Annotated in this window: 25 protein-coding genes; 6 read left to right on the top strand and 19 right to left on the bottom strand. The window is 64.8% G+C overall.

Translation table 11 applies throughout. The features are described 5' to 3' along the window. Positions 1–47: 47 nt before the first annotated feature. The 7 genes from K8M09_RS08895 to K8M09_RS08865 all read right to left on the bottom strand — a co-directional run bounded on the left by K8M09_RS08895 (position 48) and on the right by K8M09_RS08865 (position 6,598). Positions 48–1,253, bottom strand: coding sequence for a multidrug effflux MFS transporter (locus K8M09_RS08895; protein ID WP_160784588.1), 1,206 nt, complete (start codon positions 1,251–1,253; stop codon positions 48–50). A 126-nt stretch (positions 1,254–1,379) separates the two neighbouring features. Next, positions 1,380–1,715 (bottom strand): Grx4 family monothiol glutaredoxin, encoded by a 336-nt coding sequence (gene grxD / locus K8M09_RS08890; RefSeq protein ID WP_160784386.1) that lies wholly within the window; start codon positions 1,713–1,715, stop codon positions 1,380–1,382. Between the two features lie 118 nt (positions 1,716–1,833). After that, positions 1,834–2,286: a hypothetical protein gene (locus K8M09_RS08885; RefSeq protein WP_160784385.1), complete on the bottom strand. Its 453-nt coding sequence runs from the start codon at positions 2,284–2,286 to the stop codon at positions 1,834–1,836. Positions 2,287–2,314: 28 nt separating this feature from the next. Further along, entirely contained in the window at positions 2,315–2,578 is a 264-nt protein-coding gene (locus K8M09_RS08880; RefSeq protein WP_160784384.1) for a hypothetical protein, read from the bottom strand. 5 nt (positions 2,579–2,583) lie between these two features. Then, positions 2,584–2,817, bottom strand: a complete 234-nt coding sequence (locus K8M09_RS08875) for a BolA/IbaG family iron-sulfur metabolism protein (protein ID WP_160784383.1) — start codon at positions 2,815–2,817, stop codon at positions 2,584–2,586. A gap of 18 nt (positions 2,818–2,835) precedes the next feature. After that, complete coding sequence (gene purL, locus K8M09_RS08870) at positions 2,836–5,073, bottom strand: phosphoribosylformylglycinamidine synthase subunit PurL (RefSeq protein WP_160784382.1); 2,238 nt, start codon at positions 5,071–5,073, stop codon at positions 2,836–2,838. A gap of 103 nt (positions 5,074–5,176) precedes the next feature. Then, positions 5,177–6,598 (bottom strand): aminotransferase-like domain-containing protein, encoded by a 1,422-nt coding sequence (locus K8M09_RS08865; RefSeq protein WP_160784381.1) that lies wholly within the window; start codon positions 6,596–6,598, stop codon positions 5,177–5,179. Between the two features lie 94 nt (positions 6,599–6,692). Between K8M09_RS08865 and K8M09_RS08860 the strand changes: the two genes are divergently transcribed. Further along, the gene (locus tag K8M09_RS08860) at positions 6,693–6,917 is read left to right on the top strand and encodes a DUF1127 domain-containing protein (protein WP_160784380.1); all 225 of its coding nucleotides are present in this window, start codon (positions 6,693–6,695) and stop codon (positions 6,915–6,917) included. 6 nt (positions 6,918–6,923) lie between these two features. Here K8M09_RS08860 and K8M09_RS08855 read toward each other — a convergent pair whose 3' ends face one another. The 5 genes from K8M09_RS08855 to purC are packed head-to-tail and all read right to left on the bottom strand — an operon-like array spanning position 6,924 to position 9,342. Continuing rightward, positions 6,924–7,316 carry a hypothetical protein gene (locus K8M09_RS08855; protein WP_160784379.1) on the bottom strand — a complete coding sequence of 131 codons (393 nt, stop codon included), beginning with the start codon at positions 7,314–7,316 and terminating at the stop codon, positions 6,924–6,926. Between the two features lie 47 nt (positions 7,317–7,363). Continuing rightward, positions 7,364–8,035, bottom strand: coding sequence for a phosphoribosylformylglycinamidine synthase subunit PurQ (purQ, locus tag K8M09_RS08850; RefSeq protein WP_160784378.1), 672 nt, complete (start codon positions 8,033–8,035; stop codon positions 7,364–7,366). Beyond that, positions 8,032–8,289, bottom strand: a complete 258-nt coding sequence (locus K8M09_RS08845; RefSeq protein WP_160784377.1) for a hypothetical protein — start codon at positions 8,287–8,289, stop codon at positions 8,032–8,034. Before K8M09_RS08845 ends, purQ begins: the two co-directional genes overlap by 4 nt. An 18-nt stretch (positions 8,290–8,307) precedes the next feature. Continuing rightward, complete coding sequence (gene purS / locus K8M09_RS08840) at positions 8,308–8,550, bottom strand: phosphoribosylformylglycinamidine synthase subunit PurS (protein WP_160784376.1); 243 nt, start codon at positions 8,548–8,550, stop codon at positions 8,308–8,310. A 27-nt stretch (positions 8,551–8,577) separates the two neighbouring features. Further along, a complete protein-coding gene (gene purC / locus K8M09_RS08835; protein WP_160784375.1) occupies positions 8,578–9,342 on the bottom strand; it encodes a phosphoribosylaminoimidazolesuccinocarboxamide synthase in 765 nt (254 codons plus the stop codon). A gap of 222 nt (positions 9,343–9,564) precedes the next feature. Here purC and K8M09_RS08830 point away from each other — a divergent pair, with 222 nt between their 5' ends. Then, complete coding sequence (locus K8M09_RS08830; protein WP_160784374.1) at positions 9,565–9,885, top strand: DUF1476 domain-containing protein; 321 nt, start codon at positions 9,565–9,567, stop codon at positions 9,883–9,885. A gap of 56 nt (positions 9,886–9,941) precedes the next feature. Here K8M09_RS08830 and K8M09_RS08825 read toward each other — a convergent pair whose 3' ends face one another. Both K8M09_RS08825 and K8M09_RS08820 read right to left on the bottom strand, forming a co-directional pair. Then, positions 9,942–12,536, bottom strand: a complete 2,595-nt coding sequence (locus K8M09_RS08825) for a sensor domain-containing protein (RefSeq protein ID WP_160784373.1) — start codon at positions 12,534–12,536, stop codon at positions 9,942–9,944. A gap of 85 nt (positions 12,537–12,621) precedes the next feature. Next, on the bottom strand, positions 12,622–13,182 hold the full coding sequence (locus K8M09_RS08820; protein ID WP_160784372.1) for an RBBP9/YdeN family alpha/beta hydrolase: 561 nt from the start codon (positions 13,180–13,182) through the stop codon (positions 12,622–12,624). 170 nt (positions 13,183–13,352) lie between these two features. On the opposite strand from K8M09_RS08820, the gene K8M09_RS08815 reads away from it, so the two are divergent. Next, positions 13,353–14,156: a DUF2189 domain-containing protein gene (locus K8M09_RS08815; protein WP_160784371.1), complete on the top strand. Its 804-nt coding sequence runs from the start codon at positions 13,353–13,355 to the stop codon at positions 14,154–14,156. Between the two features lie 102 nt (positions 14,157–14,258). Here the strand turns inward: K8M09_RS08815 and purB are convergent, their stop codons facing one another. From purB to K8M09_RS08790, 5 genes are all read right to left on the bottom strand, one after another. After that, positions 14,259–15,566, bottom strand: a complete 1,308-nt coding sequence (gene purB / locus K8M09_RS08810) for an adenylosuccinate lyase (RefSeq protein ID WP_160784370.1) — start codon at positions 15,564–15,566, stop codon at positions 14,259–14,261. A 102-nt stretch (positions 15,567–15,668) separates the two neighbouring features. After that, positions 15,669–16,403, bottom strand: coding sequence for a DUF2259 domain-containing protein (locus K8M09_RS08805; RefSeq protein WP_160784369.1), 735 nt, complete (start codon positions 16,401–16,403; stop codon positions 15,669–15,671). After that, on the bottom strand, positions 16,400–17,077 hold the full coding sequence (gene rpe / locus K8M09_RS08800; protein WP_160784368.1) for a ribulose-phosphate 3-epimerase: 678 nt from the start codon (positions 17,075–17,077) through the stop codon (positions 16,400–16,402). The genes K8M09_RS08805 and rpe overlap by 4 nt, the downstream gene beginning before the upstream one ends. Before the next feature lie 66 nt (positions 17,078–17,143). Beyond that, positions 17,144–18,145 carry a P1 family peptidase gene (locus K8M09_RS08795; protein WP_380734035.1) on the bottom strand — a complete coding sequence of 334 codons (1,002 nt, stop codon included), beginning with the start codon at positions 18,143–18,145 and terminating at the stop codon, positions 17,144–17,146. Further along, positions 18,145–19,215, bottom strand: coding sequence for an ABC transporter substrate-binding protein (locus K8M09_RS08790; RefSeq protein ID WP_160784366.1), 1,071 nt, complete (start codon positions 19,213–19,215; stop codon positions 18,145–18,147). The genes K8M09_RS08795 and K8M09_RS08790 overlap by 1 nt, the downstream gene beginning before the upstream one ends. Positions 19,216–19,385: 170 nt before the next feature. On the opposite strand from K8M09_RS08790, the gene K8M09_RS08785 reads away from it, so the two are divergent. The 3 genes from K8M09_RS08785 (at position 19,386) to K8M09_RS08775 (ending at position 22,057) form a co-directional block, all read left to right on the top strand. Next, positions 19,386–19,883: a flavin reductase family protein gene (locus K8M09_RS08785; RefSeq protein WP_324256108.1), complete on the top strand. Its 498-nt coding sequence runs from the start codon at positions 19,386–19,388 to the stop codon at positions 19,881–19,883. A 78-nt stretch (positions 19,884–19,961) separates the two neighbouring features. Further along, positions 19,962–20,837, top strand: a complete 876-nt coding sequence (locus K8M09_RS08780; RefSeq protein ID WP_160784586.1) for an AAA family ATPase — start codon at positions 19,962–19,964, stop codon at positions 20,835–20,837. Positions 20,838–20,839: 2 nt separating this feature from the next. After that, entirely contained in the window at positions 20,840–22,057 is a 1,218-nt protein-coding gene (locus K8M09_RS08775) for a vWA domain-containing protein (protein ID WP_160784365.1), read from the top strand. The last annotated feature ends 11 nt before the right edge of the window (positions 22,058–22,068 follow it).

Genomic DNA, 22,068 nt, shown 5'->3' with positions numbered 1-22,068 from the left:
CGGTTACCGTGTGGCAACCGGGCCTTTTGCATTTGGAAGGCAGCCGCTCAGATCGGCTTGTTATGCGGCTGGAACAGCTTTCCGCGCTCGGCGATCAGCACGAAGATCAGGCCGATGACCGACAGCGTGAAGAAGCCGGTGACTAGCGGCAGTGCCGTGCCGTTGAAGGACTGGCCGATGATCGCGCCGATAATCGTGCCGCCGGCCGTGCCCATGAAGCCGAGCACCGAGGAGGCCGTGCCGGCGACGTGGCCGAGCGGCTCCATGGCCAGCGAGTTGAAGTTCGAGCCGATCCAGCCGAACTGGAACATCGATAGCGCGAACAGCACGATGAAGATCGCAAACGGCAGGTGGCCCGGCCAGAGGAGCGTCAGGGCCAGCCACAGCGCGTTGATGGCGAGGAAGCCGACCAGCGCGCCATGCGACAGACGGCGCATGCCGAAGCGGCCGACGAGCCGGGCATTGACGAAGGACGACAGCGCCATGAAGGCGGCGACGCCGGCGAAGGCGACCGGGAACCAGACGCCGAGGCCGTAGATACCGACATAGATCTGCTGCGCCGAGTTGATGAAGCCGAAGAGCGCGCCGAAGATGAAGGTGCTCGCCAGCGTGTAGCAGAGCGCCACGCGGTCCGTCAGGACGATGCGGAAGCCTTCGAGGACCGAGCGGGCCGTGAAGGGGCGCACGTCTTCGGGGTGCAGCGTTTCCGGCAGGCGGACATACATCCATGCCCCGATGACGGCCGCCATGACCGCCATGAAGACGAAGATGAGATGCCATTCGCCGAACAGCATGACGACCTGCCCGGTGCCCGGCGCAAGCACCGGAACGACCATGAAGACCATCATGATCAGCGACATGACCTCCGCCATGGCGCGCCCGCCGAAGATATCGCGGACGATGGAGACGGTGATGACGCGCATGGCGGCCGAGCCGATGCCCTGGATGAAGCGCAGCGCCAGCAGCGCGGCGAAGCTCGGCACGAGGATCGCGCAGAGCGACGACACGATATAGATGGCAAGGCCGATGAACATCGGCACGCGCCGGCCGAACCGGTCGGAAATCGGGCCATAGGCGAGCTGCGCGATGGCGAAGCCGATCAGGTAGGCCGAGATGACATATTGTCGGTGGTTCTCGTTCTCGACGCCGAGGCTGGCGCCGATCTCCTGCAGGCCGGGCAGCATGATGTCGATGGCGAGCGCGTTGAGCGCCATGAGGAGTGCCATGAGGGCAATGAATTCTATCTTGCCCATGCCGTTGAGGCGCTGGGCAGATTCGGGGGAAAGTCCAGACATATCAATATAATCCATAAAAGAGATAAGGCGCCGCTGTTATGCGGCGCCTTTTAAAAGCCTGCCGGCGGAAAGACCCGGGAAGCGTCAGGCAGCGCCCTTGACGGCAATACCCTGTCCCTCGAGATGAGACTGAAGCTCGCCCGACTGGAACATTTCGCGCACGATGTCGCAACCGCCGAGGAACTCGCCCTTCACGTAAAGCTGCGGAATGGTCGGCCAGTTGGAATAGTCCTTGATGCCCTGACGGATATCGGCGTCGGCGAGCACGTTGATGCCCTTGTAGTCCACGCCCACGTAATCGAGGATCTGTACGACCTGACCGGAGAACCCGCACTGGGGGAATTCCGGCGTGCCCTTCATGAAGAGGACGACGTCGTTGGTCTTCACTTCGTTGGCGATGAAATCTTGGATGCCGCTCATTTCCGTATTCCTTAGCAAATCGGCTTCAAGGACCGATGCGATGAACCATTCGCCCTAGATAACAACCTCGGGTGACAATTGCCAGAAGTCCCTCAGAAAAATTGCCGCTGTGTGTGCTTCAGGCCGCAGGGCGGCGTTGGCGATAGGCAATGAGCCAGTAGACGAGGCCTCCGGCAAGGCCGCCGGGCATGAAGATGAAAGAGTAAATGAGAGCGGGGATAAACGTAGCGACGCTAATGCTGTGTCTGCCAGAAGAAAAGAATGCAAATAAGAATAAAAGCATGCAGGACAGAAAACCGTTCAAGATGCCTCCAATGATGAAGATGTGGGATGTTCTTAGCGCAAGGAGGCGGGCGCCTACGACTGTGGCGATGAAGCCAGGCAAAGCGAGGACGAACGTACAGGCGGTGAACAGAAGAAAAGCGAGAGGACGCAGGAGGTTCTCGACGGACATGATAGAGAATAGGGCGAGGCTGATCATGGAGGCGGTCAAGACCGCTGCGATGTAACCGCCGCACACGAGAAGAAAGCCGGGCTGCGGACCGGGCAAGGACCTGGTTTCCACGCTCACGTCACAAGCCTGTCCTATTTCACGCCGCTCAGCGGCTGCGCTGGCTGCTGCGGCTTGCCGCCGAACGACGGCGGCTCACCTGCTTGCGCGGGCGCTTCGCCGTCTTCTTTGCCGGCTTCAGGGCAGCCTCGATGATATCGCCGAGGATGCCGCCGGAGGCCTTCTTGCGGGTCGTCGTCTTGCGGCGCGTGCGCTTGGTGGTCGTGGTCTTGCGCACGCCGGTCTTCTTCAGCACCTCTTTCAGGGCTGCATCGACCACGCCGGAGACGAGTTCATCGAGGAGGCCGGCCATGGCGATCAGTCCGGGATGGAGGTCTGGAGGGCGAGGGCGTGCAGGACGCCGCCCATATTGCCCTTCAGGGCGTCGTAGACCATCTGGTGCTGCTGCACGCGGGTCTTGCCGCGGAAGGCTTCCGCGACGACCTCGGCCGCATAGTGGTCTCCATCGCCGGCAAGATCGCGGATGACAACCTTCGCGCCGGGAATGCCGGTCTTGATCATGTCTTCGATATCGCCGGGTGACATTGCCATGTTTACTGCTCCCTTGTCTTATTCTGCGGCGGCAGCGGCGGTGCCGTTGCCATCCATGAAGTCAGGGAACCACGATTCATGGGTGCTGCGCAATTGTTCAATCGGCAGCGAGAGATAGCCATCCACGACCAAGGCGTCGCCGCCGACCGTGCCGAGACGGCGGAACGGTACGACCGCGTCTTCGGCATTGGCGCAGACGAAGTTGGCGAGGTCCGCCGGAACGGCGATCACGTAGCGCGCCTGGTCTTCGCCGAAGAGCAGCGCATGGGCCGGGCCGTTCGCCTCGGAAAGATCGATCTTCGCGCCCTTGCCGGAGGACATGGCCATTTCCGCAAGCGCGATCGCAAGGCCGCCCGAGGAAATGTCGTGGCAGGCGGTGACCTGCTTGTTGCGGATGGCCGCGCGCACGAACTCGCCGTTGCGGCGTTCGGCCTGAAGGTCGACTTCCGGGGCGGGGCCTTCGATCTTGCCGACGACGTCGCGCAGATAAACGGACTGGCCGAGATGGCTGCCATCGACGCCGATGAGGAGGAGATGGTCGCCATCCTTCGCGCCGCCGATCCTGGCCATGGCGGACCAGTCGGGCAGGAGGCCGACGCCGGCGATGGTCGGGGTCGGCAGGATCGCGATGCCGTTCGTCTCGTTGTAGAGCGAGACGTTGCCCGAGACGATCGGGAAGTCCAACGCGCGGCAGGCTTCGCCGATGCCCTCGATGGCCTTGACGAACTGGCCCATGATTTCCGGCTTTTCGGGATTGCCGAAATTCAGGTTGTCCGTGGCGGCGAGCGGTTCTGCGCCGGTCGCGGTGATGTTGCGCCAGCATTCGGCGACGGCCTGCTTGCCGCCCTCGAAGGGATCGGCCTCGACATAACGCGGGGTGACGTCGGAGGAGAAGGCGAGCGCCTTGCTGGCATGGCCCTCGACGCGCACGACGCCGGCATCGCCGCCGGGGATCTGCAGGGAGTTGCCCTGGATCAGCGTGTCGTACTGTTCGTAGACCCAGCGGCGGCTCGACTGGTTCGGCGAGCCGATGAGTTTCAGCAGGGCGTCGCCGTAATTGGCGGGTTCGGCGACCTGGCTGGCCGGCAGCGCGGCGGGCTTGGCCGGTTCGCGCCACGGACGGTCATATTCCGGAGCTTCGTCGCCGAGCTGCTTGATCGGCAGGTTGGCGACTTCCTCGCCCTGGTGCAGGATGCGGAAGCGCAGGTCGTCCGTCGTGTAGCCGACGATGGCGAAGTCGAGGCCCCACTTGACGAAAATCGCCTTGGCGACCTCTTCCTTGGCGGGTTCGAGAACCATGAGCATGCGCTCCTGGCTTTCCGACAGCATCATCTCATAGGCGGTCATGCGTTCTTCGCGCACCGGCACGAGGTCGAGATTCAGCTCGATGCCGAGGTCGCCCTTTGCGCCCATCTCCACAGCCGAGCAGGTCAGGCCCGCGGCGCCCATGTCCTGAATGGCGATGACCGCGCCGGTCTGCATCAGCTCAAGGCAGGCTTCCAGCAGGCACTTTTCGGTGAAGGGGTCGCCGACCTGGACGGTGGGGCGCTTCTCTTCGATGGATTCGTCGAATTCGGCGGACGCCATGGTCGCGCCGCCGACGCCGTCACGGCCGGTCTTGGCGCCGAGATAGACGACTGGCAGGCCGACGCCTTTGGCTTCCGAAAGGAAGATCGCGTTGGACTTGGCAAGGCCGGCGGCAAAGGCGTTGACGAGGATGTTGCCATTGTAGCGCGGGTCGAATTCCACTTCGCCGCCGACGGTCGGCACGCCGAAGGAATTGCCGTAGCCGCCGACGCCGGCAACGACGCCCGAGACGAGGTGGCGGGTCTTCGGATGGTCCGGCGCGCCGAAGCGCAGCGCGTTCATCGCCGCGACGGGGCGTGCGCCCATGGTGAAGACGTCGCGCAGGATGCCGCCGACGCCCGTCGCCGCGCCCTGATATGGCTCGATATAGGACGGGTGGTTGTGGCTCTCCATCTTGAAGACGACGCAGTCGCCGTCGTCGATATCCACGACGCCGGCATTTTCGCCCGGACCCTGGATGACGCGCGGACCCTTGGTCGGCAGCGTGCGCAGCCAGCGCTTGGAGGACTTGTACGAGCAGTGCTCGTTCCACATGGCCGAAAAGATGCCGAGTTCCGTGAAGGTCGGCTCGCGGCCGATCAGCGAGAGGATGCGGTCGTATTCATCCGGCTTCAGCCCGTGGGCGGCAATCAACTCCGGGGTGATCGGGCGGGTGTTCGAAATGGTCATCGTCGCTCGTCTTGTCGTGGAGGGCAGGATTGCGGTCTCTTTAACCTATGCTGCCCTGCAGTGCGACAGGAAAATGGCCGCAAGCCACAGGCAGCCAAGGCTTTCAGGCAAGGCTGTCATAGCCGGTCGGGCCATGATCCAGCAGACGGCGCAGCCGCATCAGGCCGGCGACGGCATCCGCGCGGTTTTCCGGCGAGGAGAAGCCGATGCGAACCCGGTGGAAGGTCTTCTCCGAACGGCCGGCCTTGAACTCGTGTTCGTCGTCGATGAGGATATCTTCGGCGAAGGCAGCTTGACGGAACGTGCCGGAAAGCCAGGGGTCGGGCAGCTTCAGCCAGAGGAACGGCACGCGCGGGTGCGAATTGAAGTCCAGCCCGGCGAAGATATCGCGCACATGCGCCTCGCGGATGCCGACCTCCTCGCAAACCTTCGCGCGGATCGCATCTGCCATGCCGCCCAGCACAAGCCGGGCGCTGAGTTCGGCAAGCAGGAAGGGCAGGCCGCCGCTCACCATCTTGTGGGCGATGCGCACGCGCTGGGCGAGATGGGGCGGGCAGGCGATCCAGCCGCCGCGCACGCCCGCCGCCACGCTCTTGGAAAGGCCGCCGACGAGGAAGGTGCGGTCGGGTGCGATCTCGGCAAGCAGCGGAATGTCGTCGCCCGCCGTCGCGCCGTAGAGATTGTCCTCGACGAGGAAGACATTGTGCCGCCTGGCAATGGCGGCAATCGCCCGGCGGCGTTCCTCCGGCATGGTGGCGAGCGTCGGGTTCTGCGCACCGGACATCAGGAAGGCGAGCTTGGGGTGCTGCTGCAGGCAGGCCCGCTCGAAATCCTCGGGGATGACGCCATGCGCATCGGATTCGACCAGCGCCGTCTGGCGGCCGAGAAGGGCGGTGCCGCGGCTGATCTGCGAATAGGTGACATGTTCGAAGATGATGCGGTCGCCCGGAGAGGTAATGACCGAGACGGCCGCCATGATCGCGGCATGCGCGCCCTGCGTCGGGACAATGCTTTCGGCGGACGGCTGCCAGTCGCCGCGTCGCAGCCAGCGCTGGCCGGCTTCCAGCCAGTGCGGGGGGAAATTACGCGTATAGCTCGCGACCTCGCTCGGCAATTCACGGCAGATGGCCGAGAGAATATCGGTGACGATGGCCGATTGCCCGACATCCGTTGCAGCCGTGGTGTCGAAACGCAGCTTGCCCGGCGGGGCATGGGCGGCGCGGGTGCCCAGCAGATGGGCGCTGACCGGATCGACCGCCGCCTCGGCATGATCGCCGTCCTGCGAGCCGAGCACATAGGTGCCGCGGCCGACCTCTCCGCTGACGAGGCCTCGTTCGCGCACCATGCTGTATGCGCGGCTCACCGTGCCGATCGTCACGCCGATATCGTAGGCGAGGTTGCGTTGCGGCGGCAGCTTGCTGCCGACCGCGAGCGCGCCGGTATGAATCGCCTGCTCGATCTGGTCGGCAATGCGGACATAGAGCGGGCCGTCGGAGGTCTGAAGGTCGGGAAGCCAATTTGTCATGGTGGCAATTCTTAGATTGCACCGCGATGGGAGTCAATTATTTCCTGAATGCACCGATTGTCACGCTCCCAGTGGCATTTTTGGAGAAAAGATCATGGCAATTGATACAATTCACGCCGAAGCCGCCGTCACCGGCGCTCCGCATTTCCCCACATTGCTCATCCGTATCTGGCGCGCCTGCCGCGCGTGGTACGTCCGGCGGCGCACGCGCTACAGCCTGCTGGAAATGACGGACGACCAGTTGCAGGATATCGGCATCAGCCGCAGCGAAGCGCGTCGGGAGATCGAGAAGTCGTTCTATTGGGACGCGAACGCCTGAGACGTCTCAGCAGCCCTTGCCGCCGGCGGCCCAGCGGTTGACGTCGGTGGTGATGCGCGCGCCGACAGGTTCGCTCATCAGCGGGCCGAAAGCGTCGAGCCTGGCCGGGCTGCCTTCCGCCTGGACCACCAGCAGCGGGCGCGATTCCGGCGAATTGCGGTGAACGACGAGGATACGCGGGCGGCCGGAGAAGGAGTTCAGTTCCGGTGCGAGGCGGTAAGCCTTGAAAGCCGGGTCGCCCGACTTGAACCAGCAGCTATTGGCGCCGAGCGCGACGCGCTCCATGGTGGGCAGCGCGCCGCCATTGGGCCTGGGTGCCGGCGTCTTCGGCTGGCATCCGGCCAGGGCCGCGACGGCGATAAGCGGCAGGGCGATCTGGACGGCGAGGAGAGGGCGCATGGAGAACCTTTCGGAAGCGGACATGCGCCCTAGATAGCAAGGGCCGGTTAAGCAGCGATTACGTCGAGCACGGAGGCGAAGAGGCCGCGGCCGTCGGAACCGCCATGGGCGGCTTCGATGAGGTTTTCCGGGTGCGGCATCAGGCCGAGCACGTTGCCCCTGGCGTTCATCACGCCGGCAATGTCGTTGATCGAGCCGTTCGGATTGGTGCCTTCGGCATAGCGGAAGACGACCTGTCCGTTGCCTTCGACCGCCGCCAGCGTTTCGGCGTCGGCGAAATAGTTGCCGTCGTGATGGGCGACGGGGGAGCGGATGATCTGGCCCTTTTCATAGGCGCGGGTGAAGTCCGTCTCGGCATTCACCACTTCCAGCTTCACTTCGCGGCAGACGAATTTCAGCGAGGCGTTGCGCATCAGCGCGCCGGGCAGCAGGCCTGCTTCGAGCAGGATCTGGAAGCCGTTGCACACGCCCAGAACCTTCACGCCGGCCTCGGCCTTGGCCTTGATCGCCTGCATGACGGGCATGCGGGCGGCGATCGCGCCGCAGCGCAGGTAGTCGCCGTAGGAGAAGCCGCCGGGGATGACGATGAGATCGACATCCGGCAGGTCCGTTTCCGTCTGCCAGAAGGTGACCGGCGCCTTGCCGGAAATCTTGGTCAGCGCCGCGATCATGTCGCGGTCACGGTTGAGGCCGGGGAGCTGGACGACGGCGGACTTCATGGGTGCGGTTCAAACCTTGCCTGGGCCTCGGCGAGTTCACGCAGTTCGAGGCGGTTTTCGATACGGTCGAGGCGCTGGTCCATCTGGGCGAAGGCCCCGCGCAGGCCGTTGATGTCGCCTTGCATACTGTGAATCTGGTTGCGTATGGAGAGATTGTCCTGGCGAAGGTCGCGCTGGCCTTCCTTCAGCAGGGCGATATCCGTCTGAATACGCTTCAGAACTTCATAGACAAGGTCGGCGTCAATCGTGGCCATCGTCTGCCTCCTCAACTATTAAGAGAGGGCGATAGTATAGTTCTCGATTACCGTGTTGGCCAGAAGCTTCTCGCACATGGCCTTGAGGTCGGCTTCGGCCTTGGCGCGGTCGGCGGTTGCAAGTTCGAGGTCGAAGACCTTGCCCTGGCGGATGCCGCCGACGCCCTCGAAGCCGAGGCTGCCGAGCGCGCCTTCGATGGCCTTGCCCTGCGGGTCGAGAACGCCGTTCTTGAGCGTCACCGTTACGCGTGCCTTGATCATGTCTTTCCGTTCCATCCTTGGGGAGCGTTACTTCACCAGAACCGGGCCGGTGCCGCGCACGGGCTCGTTCTCGTTGATGATGCCGAGACGGCGGGCCACTTCCTGGTAGGCTTCCACGAGGCCGCCCATGTCGTGGCGGAAGCGGTCCTTGTCCATCTTCTCCTGGGTGGCGATGTCCCAGAGGCGGCAGCTATCGGGCGAGATCTCGTCGGCGATGATGATGCGCATCATGTCGCCTTCGTAGAGGCGGCCGCACTCGATCTTGAAATCGACGAGCTGGATGCCGACGCCGAGGAAGAGGCCGGAGAGGAAGTCGTTGACGCGGATGGCGAGCGCCATGATGTCGTCGAGTTCCTGCGGGCTTGCCCAGCCGAAGGCGGTGATATGCTCCTCGGAGACCATCGGGTCCTCGAGCGCGTCGGCCTTGAAGTAGAATTCGATGATCGAGCGCGGCAGCACGGTGCCTTCCTCGATGCCGAGGCGCTTGGAAAGCGAGCCGGCGGCGACGTTGCGCACGACGACTTCCAGCGGGATGATCTCGACTTCCTTGATCAACTGCTCGCGCATGTTGAGGCGGCGGATGAAGTGGGTCGGGATGCCCATCTTGTTGAGCTGGGTGAAGATGTACTCGGAAATACGGTTGTTGAGCACACCCTTGCCGTCGATGACGTCATGCTTCTTCTTGTTGAAGGCGGTGGCGTCGTCCTTGAAGAACTGGATCAGCGTGCCCGGCTCGGGACCCTCATAGAGAATCTTGGCCTTGCCCTCGTAGATACGGCGGCGACGGTTCATGGATTTTTCTCTTTGTTGGCGCGCTTGGGTCGCGCAGGTGTCGTTCGTTTCCGGCTCCATAAACGAAATGCCGCACTTTAACAATCGGCGTTACGCCCGATCCCCCGATTTCCGGCCTTTCGGGCAAGCCCGGCGGCGTGAAAGTTCGCATTGCACTTTTGCCGTCGTTTTGATTTATGGGCGGGGAAGCCTAACGGTTACAGAATCTACGGGAGACGTGAGATGAGCAGCATTCAGGATCGGGAAAAAGCGTTCGAAGCCAAGTTCGCGCTGGATGAGGAGCTGCGCTTCAAGGCCGAGGCCCGCCGCAACAAGCTGGTCGGCCTGTGGGCCGCCGGCCTGCTCGGCAAGACGGGCGAAGCTGCGGACGCCTATGCCAAGGACGTTGTCGCCGCCGATTTCGAGGAAGTCGGCCACGAGGATGTCGTGCGCAAGGTCAAGGCCGATTTCGACGCCGCCGGTGTCGCCCGCTCGGAAGACGAGATCCGCGTGCAGATGATCGAGCTTCTGGCCGTCGCCATCTCGCAGATCGAAGCCGGCTGATCGCCGCGCCATGACCGCTTGAAAAGGCCGCCCGGCATGTCCGGGCGGCCTTTTTGTTAGCGGGTGGCGGTGGTGCGGCGAACCTCGTTCTGCAGGTCGCGGGCGTGGCCGGCATGCGCGCGCCATTCCTGCCGCCGCACGAAGTCCGGGATGGCGTCGGCCGGCATCGGGCGGGCAAGGGCGTAACCCTGCAGGATGTCGCAGCCCAGATCGCGCATGATGGCGACATGCGCCGGCGTTTCCACCCCTTCGGCGACGACCTCGATGTTCAGCGAGCGGCCGATCTCGACGATGGTGCCGACCAGCTTGCGCTGGCCCGGCGAACGGCTGACGGGCTTGACGAGCTGGCGGTCGATCTTGAGCCTGCGCGGGCTGAGCTTCATCAGGCTGACGATGGAGGCATGGCCGGTGCCGAAGTCGTCGATCTCGATATCGATGCCGAGCTTGCGCATTTCGGCGAGGTTCTCCAGCACCGTGCGGTCGCAATCGTCGAGGAAGATCGATTCCAGCAGCTCGAAGGACAGCGATTTCGGGGCGACGTCCAGCGTGCGCAGCGAGCGCGCGAGTTCCGGGTCGTGCAGGCGTCTGGACGAGATGTTGGCGGAAATCTTGCCGATGCCCAGTCCCTGCCGCTGCCAGTCGGCGAAATCGGCCAGGGATTGCTCCAGCACGAGGCGGTCGATCATCGCCACGCAGTCGAGGTCGTCCGCAATCTTCAGGAACGCATCGGGCGTCAGGGTGCCGCGCGTCGGGTGCTCCCAGCGCGCCAGCGTCTCGACGCCGATAATATCCAGCGTGCGGGCGCAGAACTGCGGCTGATACCACGGCAGGAAACGATGCTGCTCGATGCCGGTGAGGATATCGTCCGCCGTCTGCTTGTTGACGATGATCTGCGCCTGGAAGTCGCTGGTGAAGAATTCGTGGCGGCTGCGGCCGCGATTCTTGGCGCGGTAGAGGGCGAGGTCGGCGTTGACCAGGAGTTGCTTGGCGTCGATGGCCTGACCCGACTGGCTGGCGATGCCGACGCTTGCGCCGAAGCGGCAGATATGGCCGTTGAACGTGACCGGCTTGCGCATGGCGTCGACGATGGCTTCGGCGAGCGTCGCAAGGTTCCGGCCTGCGGAGCCGGCGGAGCAGAAGACGAATTCGTCGCCGCCGATGCGGGCGACGAATTCGTCGGGTCCCTTCAGCCCGGTCAGGACGCCTGCGGCATGCACGAGCATCTGGTCGCCGGCGAGGTGGCCGAGCGTGTCGTTGATTTCCTTGAAGCGGTCGAGGTCGATGTGGAGGACGGCGAGGCGGCTGCCGCTTTCGCGCGCCCTGGCGGCCGCTTCCGCGATGGCGGCGTCGAGATAACGGCGGTTGGGCAGGCCCGTCAGGTGGTCGTGCAGCGCGGTGTATTCGATGCGCGCCCTTGCCGTCTCCAGCTCCGCGTTGCGGGCTTCCGCAAGGTCCCTTGCGTGCTTCAGTTCCTCCTGCATCTCCACATCGTCCGTCACGTCCCAGTTCGCGCCGATGAGGCGGGGGGCGCCGGTGGTGTCGACATAGGGCGCGGCGCGCCCGCGGATATGGCGGATTGCGCCGTCGCCCCGGACGATGCGGAACTCGTTGGCGAAATCGTGGTTGCCGAAGATGCCTTCGCTGACCTTGGCGGAGGCTTTTTGCCGATCCTCCGGGTGCAGGGCCTGCTCCCAGGTCATGCCGTCCGGCTCACTGGTGAGGCCGTACATCTCGATCATCCGGTCGTCCCAGCGCACTTCGCTGGTGCGCAGGTTGACGTCGAAGACGCCGATGCGGGAAATGTCCAGCGCCAGTTCAAGCCGGCGGGACATCTGCGCGAGCCGTTCCTCGGCTTCCTTGCGTTCGGTGATGTCGGTATCCGTGCCGGCGATGCGGCTCGGCTTGCCGTTGGCGGCGTATTCGACGACCGCGCCTCGGCTCTCGATCCATACCCAGTGCCCGTCGCGATGCCGTTCGCGATAGCTGAAGACGCTGAACGGCGCTTCGCCGTTTTCCTGCCGGGCGATCTCCTTGAGAACGTGGACCCGGTCGTCGGGATGAACGGTCTGGATCCACGTTTCGAGCGTGGCCTCGATGGGATCGTCCGGCTGGAGGCCGCGAATGGCGCGCCACTGGCGGGAATAGAACAGGTCGCCGCGAGAGAAATCGTGGTCCCAGACGCCCTGGCCGGCCGATTCCAGCGCGTGGTTCCAGCGGCTTTCCCGCTCGGCCAGTTCAAGCGCGTTGCGCTTGCGCTCGTCGATGTCGACCGTCTGCACGATCAGCGCAGGCGCGGTCTCATCGCCATTCGGCAGCGGCGGCGGGACGATGAAGGAGGCGAGCACCCAGAATTCGCTGCCATCCAGCCGCTTCAGCCGGATTTCCCACGGAGTCTGCTCGGCCATGCGGGTGCGCATGGCGAAGGCGAGGACGGAGCGATCGAGCGCGGCGACGCAGGTCTCGAAGGCTGGAAGCTGCAGGATGGAGCCGACGCCGAACGACTTGAGAAGCGTGGCATTGGCATCCACGATATGCCCGGCGGCGTCGAGTGCGGCATAACCGAAGCCGGAGCGCGCAAAAAGCTGGCGATAAAACGGTTCCTGTCCCGTTTCTCGCACGGCAATGGAGGTCGAACCGAATGGTTTGGCCATGAAATGCTGCGCCTGCAATGAACTCAACAGGCGTAACGTGCAGGATTTCTATGAAATTCCTCTTAATGGCGAACCGGCGTTCCGGTTACGCCGGCGCTTTCAGGCGGCTGAGGAACTGGGCGAAGACCATGGTGCCCTCCGGCCAGGGGCCATGGCCGGATTCGGCATTGATATGTCCGGATTCGCCGGCATCCAGCAGCAGCGAACCCCAGGCGGCGGCAATATCGTCGGCGTGCTCGTAGCGGCCGAACGGGTCGTTGCGGCTGGCGACGACCAGCGAGGGGAAGGGCAGCGGATCGCGCGGATAGGGGCCGAAGGTCATGAGATGCTTCGGGCGGATATCCGGGTTGGCGACATCGGGCGGGGCGACGAGGAAGGCGCCCGCGACCTTGCCGCCGAGCTGCGGCACGGCATGGACGGCGGCCGCGACGCCCAGCGAATGGGCGACCAGCACGACGGGTTTCGTCGCGGCGGCGACCTCCTCGGCCACGCGCTGTACCCAGTCCTCGCGCACGGGTTTCGTCCATTCCGCCTGCTCCACGCGGCGCGCGGTCGACAGTTTCGACTGCCAGCGGGTCTGCCAGTGGTCGGGGCCGGAATTGGTGTAACCGGGGACGATGAGGATTTCTGCTTCCGAGACTTTCATGCGGCCGCATGTGCGTTCACGAAGTGCTGAAGTCAAGGGGGCGGGACAAAACGGCGCTTCGGGTGTATGATTCGCTGTCTTCAATGCCAATCGCGGTCTGCCGCGGTGGCGGACGATTGCCCTCCACGCACGCAGGCCGTGACGGTTCCAAACCGGCAGGAGGAGTAATCATGGCAAGCTTCCATGTCATGGCCGGCCCGGGCGAGATGCTCGCGCGTCCGGCGATCCGGCGTATCGGCCTTTCCGACATATGGGATGCGCTCGCGCGCGGCTTCGACGATTTCCGCGCGAAGCCGTCCCATTACGTGTTCCTGAGCCTGATCTATCCGATCTGCGGGATCGTGCTGGTCACCTGGAGTTCCGGGGCCAACATGCTGCCGCTGATCTTCCCCCTGGTGGCGGGCTTCGCGCTGCTCGGGCCGTTCTTCGCCATCGGCCTCTATGAGATCAGCCGGCGCCGCGAACTGGGCATGGATACGTCCTGGCGGCATGCGCTGGAGGTGCGCCATTCGCCTGCGCTACCGTCGATCCTCGCCGTTGGCGCCATGCTGATGGTGCTGTTCGTGGCGTGGCTGGTCTTCGCGCAGATGCTCTATACCGATCTTTTCGGGCCAGAGCCGCCGCAATCGCTGGCGCTGTTCCTCGCCTCCGTCTTCAGCTCGGAAAACGGGCTGCTGCTGATGCTGGCGGGCAATGCCATCGGCTTCTGCTTTGCGCTCGTCGTGCTTGCGACGACCGTCATCGCCTTCCCGATGCTGCTCGATCGCGATGTCGGGGCGGTCGCCGCTATCGAAACCTCGCTGCGCGCGACGCTGATGAACCCTGTTCCGATTGCCTGCTGGGGCCTGATCGTCGCGGCGCTGCTGATCGTCGGCACGATCCCGATCTTCGTCGGCCTTGCCGTGATCATGCCGATCCTCGGCCATGCCACATGGCATCTCTACCGCAAGATCGTCGTGGACGAGCGCCGGTAGGACAAGTTCGCGGGCGGGGTGCTGCGCCAGGAGGAAAGTGCAGAACCGCCCGTCAGAGGGGAGCGATGGCGCCATTGGCGCCATCGCCGTTTCCGGGCTGCGTCAGACCGTGCCGAAGACGCGGCGGAAGATCGTGTCGACGTGCTTGGTGTGGTAGCCGAGGTCGAATTTTTCGCGGATGGCTTCTTCCGAGAGGGCGGCGCGGACTTCACCGTCCGCCAGCAGTTCCTCCAGGAAGTCCTTGCCCTGTTCCCAGACCTTCATGGCGTTGCGCTGCACGAGGCGGTAGGCGTCCTCGCGCGATACGCCGGCTTGCGTAAGGGCAAGCAGGACGCGCTGCGAATGAACGAGGCCACGGAACTTGTTGAGATTCTTCAGCATGTTTTCCGGGTAGATCACCAGCTTCTCGATGACGCCGGCAAGGCGGTTCAGCGCGAAGTCGAGAGTGATCGTCGTATCCGGGCCGATGCCGCGCTCGACGCTGGAATGGGAAATGTCGCGCTCATGCCAGAGCGCCACGTTCTCCATGGCGGGCGTGACGGCCATGCGCACGAGGCGGGCGAGACCCGTCAGGTTTTCCGTCAGCACTGGATTGCGCTTGTGCGGCATGGCGGAGGAACCCTTCTGGCCCGGAGAGAAGAACTCTTCGGCTTCCAGCACTTCCGTGCGCTGCATGTGGCGAATTTCGATGGCGACGTTCTCGATGGACGAGGCGATGACGCCGAGGGTCGCGAAGAACATGGCGTGACGGTCGCGCGGGATGACCTGCGTGGAGACCGGCTCCGGCGCAAGGCCGAGCTTGGCGCAGACATGTTCCTCCACGCGCGGATCGATATTGGCGAAGGTGCCGACGGCGCCGGAGATCGCGCCGGTGGCGATTTCCGCGCGGGCCGCGACGAGGCGGGCGCGGTTACGGTCCATCTCGGCATAGAAGCGGGCGAGCGTCAGGCCCATCGTCGTCGGCTCGGCATGGATGCCGTGGCTGCGGCCGATGCGGATCGTGTCCTTGTGCTCGAAGGCGCGGGTCTTGAGGGCGGCGAGTACGCGGTCCATGCCGGTAAGGAGGATATCGGCGGCGCGCACGAGCTGAATGTTGAAGGTCGTGTCGAGCACGTCCGAGGAGGTCATGCCCTGATGCACGAAGCGGCTGTCCGGGCCGACGAATTCGGCCAGATGCGTCAGGAAGGCGATGACGTCATGTTTGGTGACGGCCTCGATCTCGTCGATGCGGGCGACGTCGAACTCGGCCTTGCCGCCTTTTTCCCAGATCGTTTCGGCGGCCGATTTCGGGATCACGCCGAGGTCGGCGAGCGCATCGCAGGCATAGGCTTCGATCTCGAACCAGATGCGGAACTTCGTTTCAGGCGACCAGATCGCGACCATGTCCGGTCGGGAATAACGAGGGATCATCGGCTCCAGGCTTTCTCTTCGAGGTGGGAATTGCCGCCGCTTTAGCAAAGATGGGCGGCAAGCTCAACGCAGAGACTCGGGCAGAGACTCGGCAAGCCACACTTACGGCCGGAACGGCACCGCGATCCAACGCCCGTCCGCACCCTCGAAGCCGATGCTGCGCACGAGGACGAGCGCGACATGGACCGGCTCCACATTGAACGCATTGAAGGCGACCGCGCCGGATATCTGGTAGGAGAAGGCGCAGTTGCGGCTCTCGGGCACGCGCTTGTCCTCATGCACCAGCGTATCGGCGGCGGCTCCGTCGTTCTTGACGAGCTTGAGACGGAAGCCCTTGATGCCGTCCGGCGCGATATCGCGGCACCGATCCGTCATGTCGAGGGGGATGTCCTCGAGGGCGAGCGCAAAGGCGCCGCCCACCGTCGGCTCGACGGCATGCTGGAGATATTCGATGCGCTTGCGGTCGACCCCGCCTTCGCCCATCGGGTTGAAGGCGGCGAGCACGCCGGGATTGGAAAGCACGTTGTATTTGTCGCTGAGCGCCTTCGCGTTGTCGCGGCTTTCCGCGCGCGCCTTGGCGATGCCGGCGGCTTCATCGTCGATGCGCACGCGGATCGGCGTGCCGGGAAGATAGACGTCCTTTTCCGTGTCGATGAAATAGACGTTGGAATAGGGAAAGCCGGAGCCGTCCTGGACGCCGAACTCCTCGAAGGCGTAGACCTTGCCGTCTGGCGAGAAGCCGAGGGACTGGAAGGTCGAGAAGTCGCCCGCCCATGCGCTCGCGGCTGCACAAAGCGATGCGAGGAGGGCGACAGCCGTCTTCCGGAAAATCGTCACGCGCGCGCTTCCTCCGCCTTGCTGCGCAGAGTGTCGATGGTTTTGCGGTAGGCGTCAATGTTGCCGCCGCCGAAGATGGCCGAGCCGGCGACGAAGGCGTTCGCGCCGGCTGCTACCGGAAGGGCGATGGTGTCGATGGCGATGCCGCCGTCGACCTCAAGCTCGATTGGCCGGTCGCCGATCATGGCGCGCACGCGGCGGATCTTCTCTTCCATTGCGGTGATGAACTTCTGGCCGCCAAAGCCCGGGTTCACGGTCATGACGAGGACGAGGTCGATCTTGTCGAGCAGATAGTCGAGCACGCTTTCCGGCGTCGCCGGGTTGAGCGCGACGCCGGCGCGCTTGCCGAGCGCGCGGATCGCCTGCAGCGAGCGGTCGAGATGCGGGCCGGCCTCGGCATGAACAGTGATGCCGTCGCAGCCCGCCTTGGCGAAGGCTTCGAGATAGGGATCGGCCGGCGTGATCATCAGGTGGCAGTCGAAGAAGGCGTCGGTATGCGGGCGGATCGCCTTGATGACATCGGGGCCGTAGGAGATGTTCGGCACGAAATGGCCGTCCATGATGTCGAGGTGAATCCAGTCCGCCCCGGCCGCGACGACGTCGCGCACTTCCTGGCCCAGCTTCGAATAGTCCGAGGCGAGAATGGAGGGCGCGATCCGGATGGGAAGGGTCATGTCAGGCTCCGTGCAAGAAATCTGGCGTCGCCATATCATTCCCGGCAGGGGCGAACAACGGGCGAATTACCGCGCCGACCAGCTTGGCATGAGGTCGCCGGGCATCGGCGTTGCATCGTGCACGCCCCGGGCGATGGCGCGCGCCATGGTCGATGCGGCCGAGGCGCAGAGGTCGATGAAATCTTCCGGTGCCGGTGCGCGGCCGCTCCGGCCGGTCGCCAGCGCAAAGACGAGGTCGCCGTCGAGCGGCGTATGCGCCGGCCAGAGGGCGCGGGCAAAACCGTCATGGGCGGCGATAGCGAGGCGCTTAGCCTCGGCCTTGGTCAGCACGGCATCCGTGGCGATGACGGCGATGGTGGTGTTTTCCACGCCGGTTGGCCTGCGCGACATTTTCGTGCGCGGGATGCGGGCATCCGCCGGGAAGGGGGCGGGCATGCCAAGGCCGCCGAATTCGCCCGCTTCCTCGAAGGGGGCGGCCCAGAAGTGGTGTGTCTCGCCGATGGTGGCCGAGCCGAGTGCATTGACCGCTACCAGAGCGCCCACCGTGAAGCCGCTTTCGAGCACGCTGGAAGCGGTGCCGAGGCCGCCCTTAAAGGTCGCCGTCAGCGCGCCGGTGCCGGCGCCCACGCTGCCGGTTTCGAAATCCGCCGCCGCATCGAGAAGCGCGGTATAACCGAGTTCGCGATAGGGCGGATAACGGCCCCAGCCCTTGTCGCCGCCGTTCATGAGATCGAAGAGGATGGCGGCGGGCACGATGGGCACGCGATGGGGGCCGACGGCGAAGCCGCGTCCCATTTCGCGCAGTCCCGCCTGCACCCCCGAGGCGGCATCCAGCCCGAAGGCCGAGCCGCCGGACAGCACCAGCGCATCCACCGTCTGCACGGTGTTGTGCGGCTCCAGCAGGTCCGTCTCGCGCGTTCCCGGCGCGCCGCCGAGCACCTGCACGGCGGCCGTCGCGGGTTCGTCGCAGAGAACGACCGTGACGCCCGAGCGCAGCGCAGGATCGGTGGCGTTGCCGACCTTGAGGCCGGCGACGTCGGTGATGCGGTTTTTCGGGCCGGTCGCCATCAATCGCCCTCCATATCCGCCGGCACGAACGCGCCGGCGCGCCAGACGAGCAGGCGATAGGGATTCTGCTTCAATTCCCGGTCCGCGCCGAAGGCGAGGGGGCCGATGGCCGTTGCGAAACTGCCGCCTGCCAGCGCCTGCGCTAGGTCGCTGCCCTGCGCGGCGGCGGCCGCCAGCGCGGTCACGGCGGCATGGGCCGGCAGCACGTAGCCTTCCGCGACGATGCCCTTTTCCTTCATCGCCGCCGCGACGGGCTGCCCTTCAGGCAATGTCCGGTAATCCGGCAACGCGATGGCTTGCACACCCTCCGTCATCGGCACCAGCGGGTCCGCGCCGGTCAAGGCCTCGCCGCCGAGCAGGGTGAAACCCGCCTTTTCTGCCTTGGCGTCGCGGACGATCACGGCGGCATCCGTGCGGTCGCCGCCGATGAAGACGCGCGTGACGCCCGTTTTCGCAAGGCGGCGGACGAGGGTGATCTGTTGTTCCTGCGCCGGCCGGTAGGTGTCGACGAAGGTGGCTTTCATGCCGACCTCTTCCAGCTTCAGCCGCACCGTCTCGACAAGCTCGCGGGCGTGGATCGTGCCGTCATCGATGAGCGCGAAAGGCTCGGACTTCCAGTCGCGGGTGATGATCTCGACGGCCTTTTCGGCCTCCGCCTTCGGGCCGGGGGCAAGGCGGAAGAGCGGCCAGCCCTTTTTCAGCGCATCTTCCATGAGAATGCCGGAGCGGACGGAGAGAGTGACGGCCGGCACGTTCGCCTCGGCAAGCGCCGGCAGGGAGGCGGAAAGCCCTTCCGTGCAGAGAAAACCCACGGCTGCCGTCGCATCGGCGGCGAGGATGGCCTTGGCGATGCCGTCGCCATCCGTCTCGTCGCAAGCTTCCGTGATTTCGACCACCGTATCGCCATTCGCCTCGGCTGCGAAACGCGCACCGTCGCGTACCTGCTGGCCGAGGATCGCGAGCGGCCCGTCCTTCGGCGCGACGACGGCGAAGGTAAGGCCGGCGGCGACCGCAGGCGTGGCGGCGAGCACGGCGGCTGCGATGAGGCTGGCGCTGAGAGTGGTTTTCATCCTCGATCCATCGGTCTCGACCAAGCCTTTGTAAGGATCGGTCCTCGGGCGTCAAAGGGAATTATCCGCGCGAAATCCCCTTTGTCTCTGGCAAGACAGGAAAATTCGACTTCGGGGGTTACATTTTTCTTCATTTTCGCCATGTATCACCTGTGTCAAAGGAGAATGCCGTGTTGGACAGGTTGGTCGTGGACTCGTCGCTCTACCGGGATGCCATGAGCCGTTATGCCGGCCATGTGCAGATCGTGACGACGGCACATGAGGGCGAGAAGCGCGGCGTGACGATCACCGCGGCCTGCTCGGTGTCCGACAATCCGGCGATGGTGCTGGCCTGCGTCAACGCCTCCAATCCGAAGAACGCGATTTTCGAGAAGAGCGGGCGCTTTGCGCTTAATACGCTTTCGGCCGATCAGATCGATCTGGCTAATGCCTTTTCCGGCCGCAATCCCTTGCTGACCTCTGAAGAACGCTTTTCCATGGGCAACTGGCAGGAGCTGGTGACGGGTGCGCCCGTGCTGACGGATGCGCTTGCCGCCTTCGATTGCCGGCTGGTCGATTTCCGGGTCATGGCGACGCATATGGTGCTGATCGGCGAGGTGATGGGCATTTCCTTCGGCGAGCAGAAACCGGCGCTTCTTTATATGGACCGGGGCTACCGGGCGCTATAAGTTCATCCTCCGGAGTGGAGGAACGGCGTGCCCTATCATCGCGGAACAATCCCGCAATCCATCGACGAAACCGTGGAGATGCTGGCGGCGGGCAATTATCTCGCCGGCCGCGCGCTCGCCACCGTACTCTTCCTTTCGCTGCGCATGAAGCGGCCGCTCTTTCTGGAGGGCGAGGCCGGCGTCGGCAAGACGGAGATCGCCAAGGTGCTCGCCGCCGCGCTCGACCGGCCGTTGATCCGCCTGCAATGTTACGAGGGCCTCGATATCTCCTCGGCGGTCTATGAGTGGAACTATCCGGCGCAGATGCTGGAAATCCGCCTCGCCGAAGCCTCCGGCACCACCGACCGCGGCCGCATCGAGGCCGATATCTTCTCCGAGCGCTACCTGATCCGCCGCCCGGTGCTGCAGGCCCTGTCCTCGCCGGATGGCCGCGCGCCCGTCTTCCTTATCGACGAACTCGACCGTACCGATGAGGCCTTCGAGGCGTTTCTTCTGGAGGTCCTGTCCGATTTCCAGGTGACGGTGCCGGAACTCGGCACGATCCGCGCCACTGAACCGCCCATCGTCATCATCACGACGAACCGCACGCGCGAGGTCCACGACGCGCTGAAGCGGCGCTGCCTCTATCATTGGGTGGATTATCCGGCCGCCGCGCAGGAGCTGGAGATCATCCGCCGCAAGGTGCCGGGCTGCAACGCCACGCTCTCGCAGCAGATCGTTGCCTATGTGCAGAAGCTGCGCGGGTTCGACCTGTTCAAGAATCCCGGTGTCGCTGAAACCATCGACTGGGCGACGGCGCTCACCGAACTCGACCGCGTGGCGCTCGACCCGGAGACGGTGTCCGACACGCTCGGTACGCTCCTGAAATATCAGGACGACATTGCCCGCATCGAGGGCGCGGAAGGCCGCAAGCTGCTCGATGATGTGAAAGCCGATCTGGCAGCGGCGGGATAGCGATGACGGTGGGCAGCGGCATGGACGGACGGCTCGCCGACAATATCGTGCATTTCGCCCGCGTGCTGCGCAAGGCGGGCCTGCGCCTCGGTCCGGCGGCCGTCACGGATGCCATCGAGGCCGTGCAGGCCATCGGCATCGGCGACCGGGAGGAATTCTACATCGCGCTCCACGCGACGCTGGTCAAGCGCCATGAGGACGATGCGGTCTTCGACGAGGCGTTCCGCCTGTTCTGGCGCTCGCGCGATCTCGTCGGGAAAATGATCGCGCTGATGTCGCCGGTCGTGACGCGGCATGAGGAGCGGGAAAAGCGCAAGGCGGGGGAAACGCGGGTTTCCGACGCGCTCTTCGGCGGGCGGCAGGACGAGCGCAAGGAGCGCGACGAGCCGGATATCGAGATCGACGCACGCTTCACCGCCTCCGGCAGCGAATTGCTGCGCAAGACCGATTTTGCCCAGATGAGTGCGGCGGAACTTGCCGAGGCCAAGCGCGCGCTCGCCAATCTCGTGCTGCCGATGGACGAGGTGCGCACACGCCGTTTCCGCCGCAGCAACCGCCCCGTCGCCATCGATGCCCGCGCCACGATGCGCCATGCCATGCGTACCGGCGGCGCGCTGATCCTGCCGCGCCACCGCGAGCCGAAGACGGTGCATCCGCCGCTCGTCGTTCTGGCGGATATTTCCGGCTCCATGAGCCAGTACACCCGCATCTTCCTGCATTTCCTCCATGCGCTCGGCGAAACCCGCCGTGTCCACGCCTTCCTGTTCGGCACGCGGCTCAGCAATGTCACGCGGGCCATGCGCCATCGCGATCCCGATCTTGCCGTCGAGGCGTGCAGCCAGTCGGTGACGGACTGGTCGGGCGGCACGCGCATCGGCGAGACGCTGAAGGAATTCAACCGGCTCTGGTCGCGCCGCGTGCTGGGGCAGGGCGCGGTGGTGCTGCTCATCACCGATGGGCTGGAGCGCGAGGGTATCGATCTGCTTGAAAAGGAAATGGACCGGCTGCATCGTTCCTGCCGGCGGCTCGTCTGGCTCAATCCGCTCTTGCGCTTCGAGGGATTCGAAGCGCGGGCGCGCGGGGTGAGGGCGATGCTGCCGCATGTGGACGAGCTGCGCCCGGTCCACAATCTGGCGGCCATGGCGGATCTGGTGGCCGCGCTTTCCGGCGAGGCGCGACGCGGGGCGGGAGACCCGCGCCGCTTCCTGCCGGCCGCATGAGGAGGAAAAGA

This window comes from Shinella zoogloeoides (genome assembly GCF_020883495.1).
Taxonomy (GTDB): domain Bacteria; phylum Pseudomonadota; class Alphaproteobacteria; order Rhizobiales; family Rhizobiaceae; genus Shinella; species Shinella zoogloeoides.
Note: the sequence above shows the minus strand (reverse complement) of the source record. Positions and strands in the feature narration are given on the sequence as shown.

What these genes read in the sequence shown, in the direction of transcription:
- K8M09_RS08895 (WP_160784588.1), bottom strand. Translation starts at nt 1,253, where the DNA reads ATGGGCAAGATAGAATTCATTGCCCTCATGGCACTCCTCATGGCGCTC.
- grxD (WP_160784386.1), bottom strand. Translation starts at nt 1,715, where the DNA reads ATGAGCGGCATCCAAGATTTCATCGCCAACGAAGTGAAGACCAACGAC.
- K8M09_RS08880 (WP_160784384.1), bottom strand. Translation starts at nt 2,578, where the DNA reads ATGGCCGGCCTCCTCGATGAACTCGTCTCCGGCGTGGTCGATGCAGCC.
- K8M09_RS08875 (WP_160784383.1), bottom strand. Translation starts at nt 2,817, where the DNA reads ATGGCAATGTCACCCGGCGATATCGAAGACATGATCAAGACCGGCATT.
- purL (WP_160784382.1), bottom strand. Translation starts at nt 5,073, where the DNA reads ATGACCATTTCGAACACCCGCCCGATCACCCCGGAGTTGATTGCCGCC.
- K8M09_RS08865 (WP_160784381.1), bottom strand. Translation starts at nt 6,598, where the DNA reads ATGACAAATTGGCTTCCCGACCTTCAGACCTCCGACGGCCCGCTCTAT.
- K8M09_RS08860 (WP_160784380.1), top strand. Translation starts at nt 6,693, where the DNA reads ATGGCAATTGATACAATTCACGCCGAAGCCGCCGTCACCGGCGCTCCG.
- K8M09_RS08855 (WP_160784379.1), bottom strand. Translation starts at nt 7,316, where the DNA reads ATGCGCCCTCTCCTCGCCGTCCAGATCGCCCTGCCGCTTATCGCCGTC.
- purQ (WP_160784378.1), bottom strand. Translation starts at nt 8,035, where the DNA reads ATGAAGTCCGCCGTCGTCCAGCTCCCCGGCCTCAACCGTGACCGCGAC.
- K8M09_RS08845 (WP_160784377.1), bottom strand. Translation starts at nt 8,289, where the DNA reads ATGGCCACGATTGACGCCGACCTTGTCTATGAAGTTCTGAAGCGTATT.
- purS (WP_160784376.1), bottom strand. Translation starts at nt 8,550, where the DNA reads ATGATCAAGGCACGCGTAACGGTGACGCTCAAGAACGGCGTTCTCGAC.
- purC (WP_160784375.1), bottom strand. Translation starts at nt 9,342, where the DNA reads ATGAACCGTCGCCGCCGTATCTACGAGGGCAAGGCCAAGATTCTCTAT.
- K8M09_RS08830 (WP_160784374.1), top strand. Translation starts at nt 9,565, where the DNA reads ATGAGCAGCATTCAGGATCGGGAAAAAGCGTTCGAAGCCAAGTTCGCG.
- K8M09_RS08825 (WP_160784373.1), bottom strand. Translation starts at nt 12,536, where the DNA reads ATGGCCAAACCATTCGGTTCGACCTCCATTGCCGTGCGAGAAACGGGA.
- K8M09_RS08820 (WP_160784372.1), bottom strand. Translation starts at nt 13,182, where the DNA reads ATGAAAGTCTCGGAAGCAGAAATCCTCATCGTCCCCGGTTACACCAAT.
- K8M09_RS08815 (WP_160784371.1), top strand. Translation starts at nt 13,353, where the DNA reads ATGGCAAGCTTCCATGTCATGGCCGGCCCGGGCGAGATGCTCGCGCGT.
- purB (WP_160784370.1), bottom strand. Translation starts at nt 15,566, where the DNA reads ATGATCCCTCGTTATTCCCGACCGGACATGGTCGCGATCTGGTCGCCT.
- rpe (WP_160784368.1), bottom strand. Translation starts at nt 17,077, where the DNA reads ATGACCCTTCCCATCCGGATCGCGCCCTCCATTCTCGCCTCGGACTAT.
- K8M09_RS08795 (WP_380734035.1), bottom strand. Translation starts at nt 18,145, where the DNA reads ATGGCGACCGGCCCGAAAAACCGCATCACCGACGTCGCCGGCCTCAAG.
- K8M09_RS08790 (WP_160784366.1), bottom strand. Translation starts at nt 19,215, where the DNA reads ATGAAAACCACTCTCAGCGCCAGCCTCATCGCAGCCGCCGTGCTCGCC.
- K8M09_RS08780 (WP_160784586.1), top strand. Translation starts at nt 19,962, where the DNA reads ATGCTGGCGGCGGGCAATTATCTCGCCGGCCGCGCGCTCGCCACCGTA.
- K8M09_RS08775 (WP_160784365.1), top strand. Translation starts at nt 20,840, where the DNA reads ATGACGGTGGGCAGCGGCATGGACGGACGGCTCGCCGACAATATCGTG.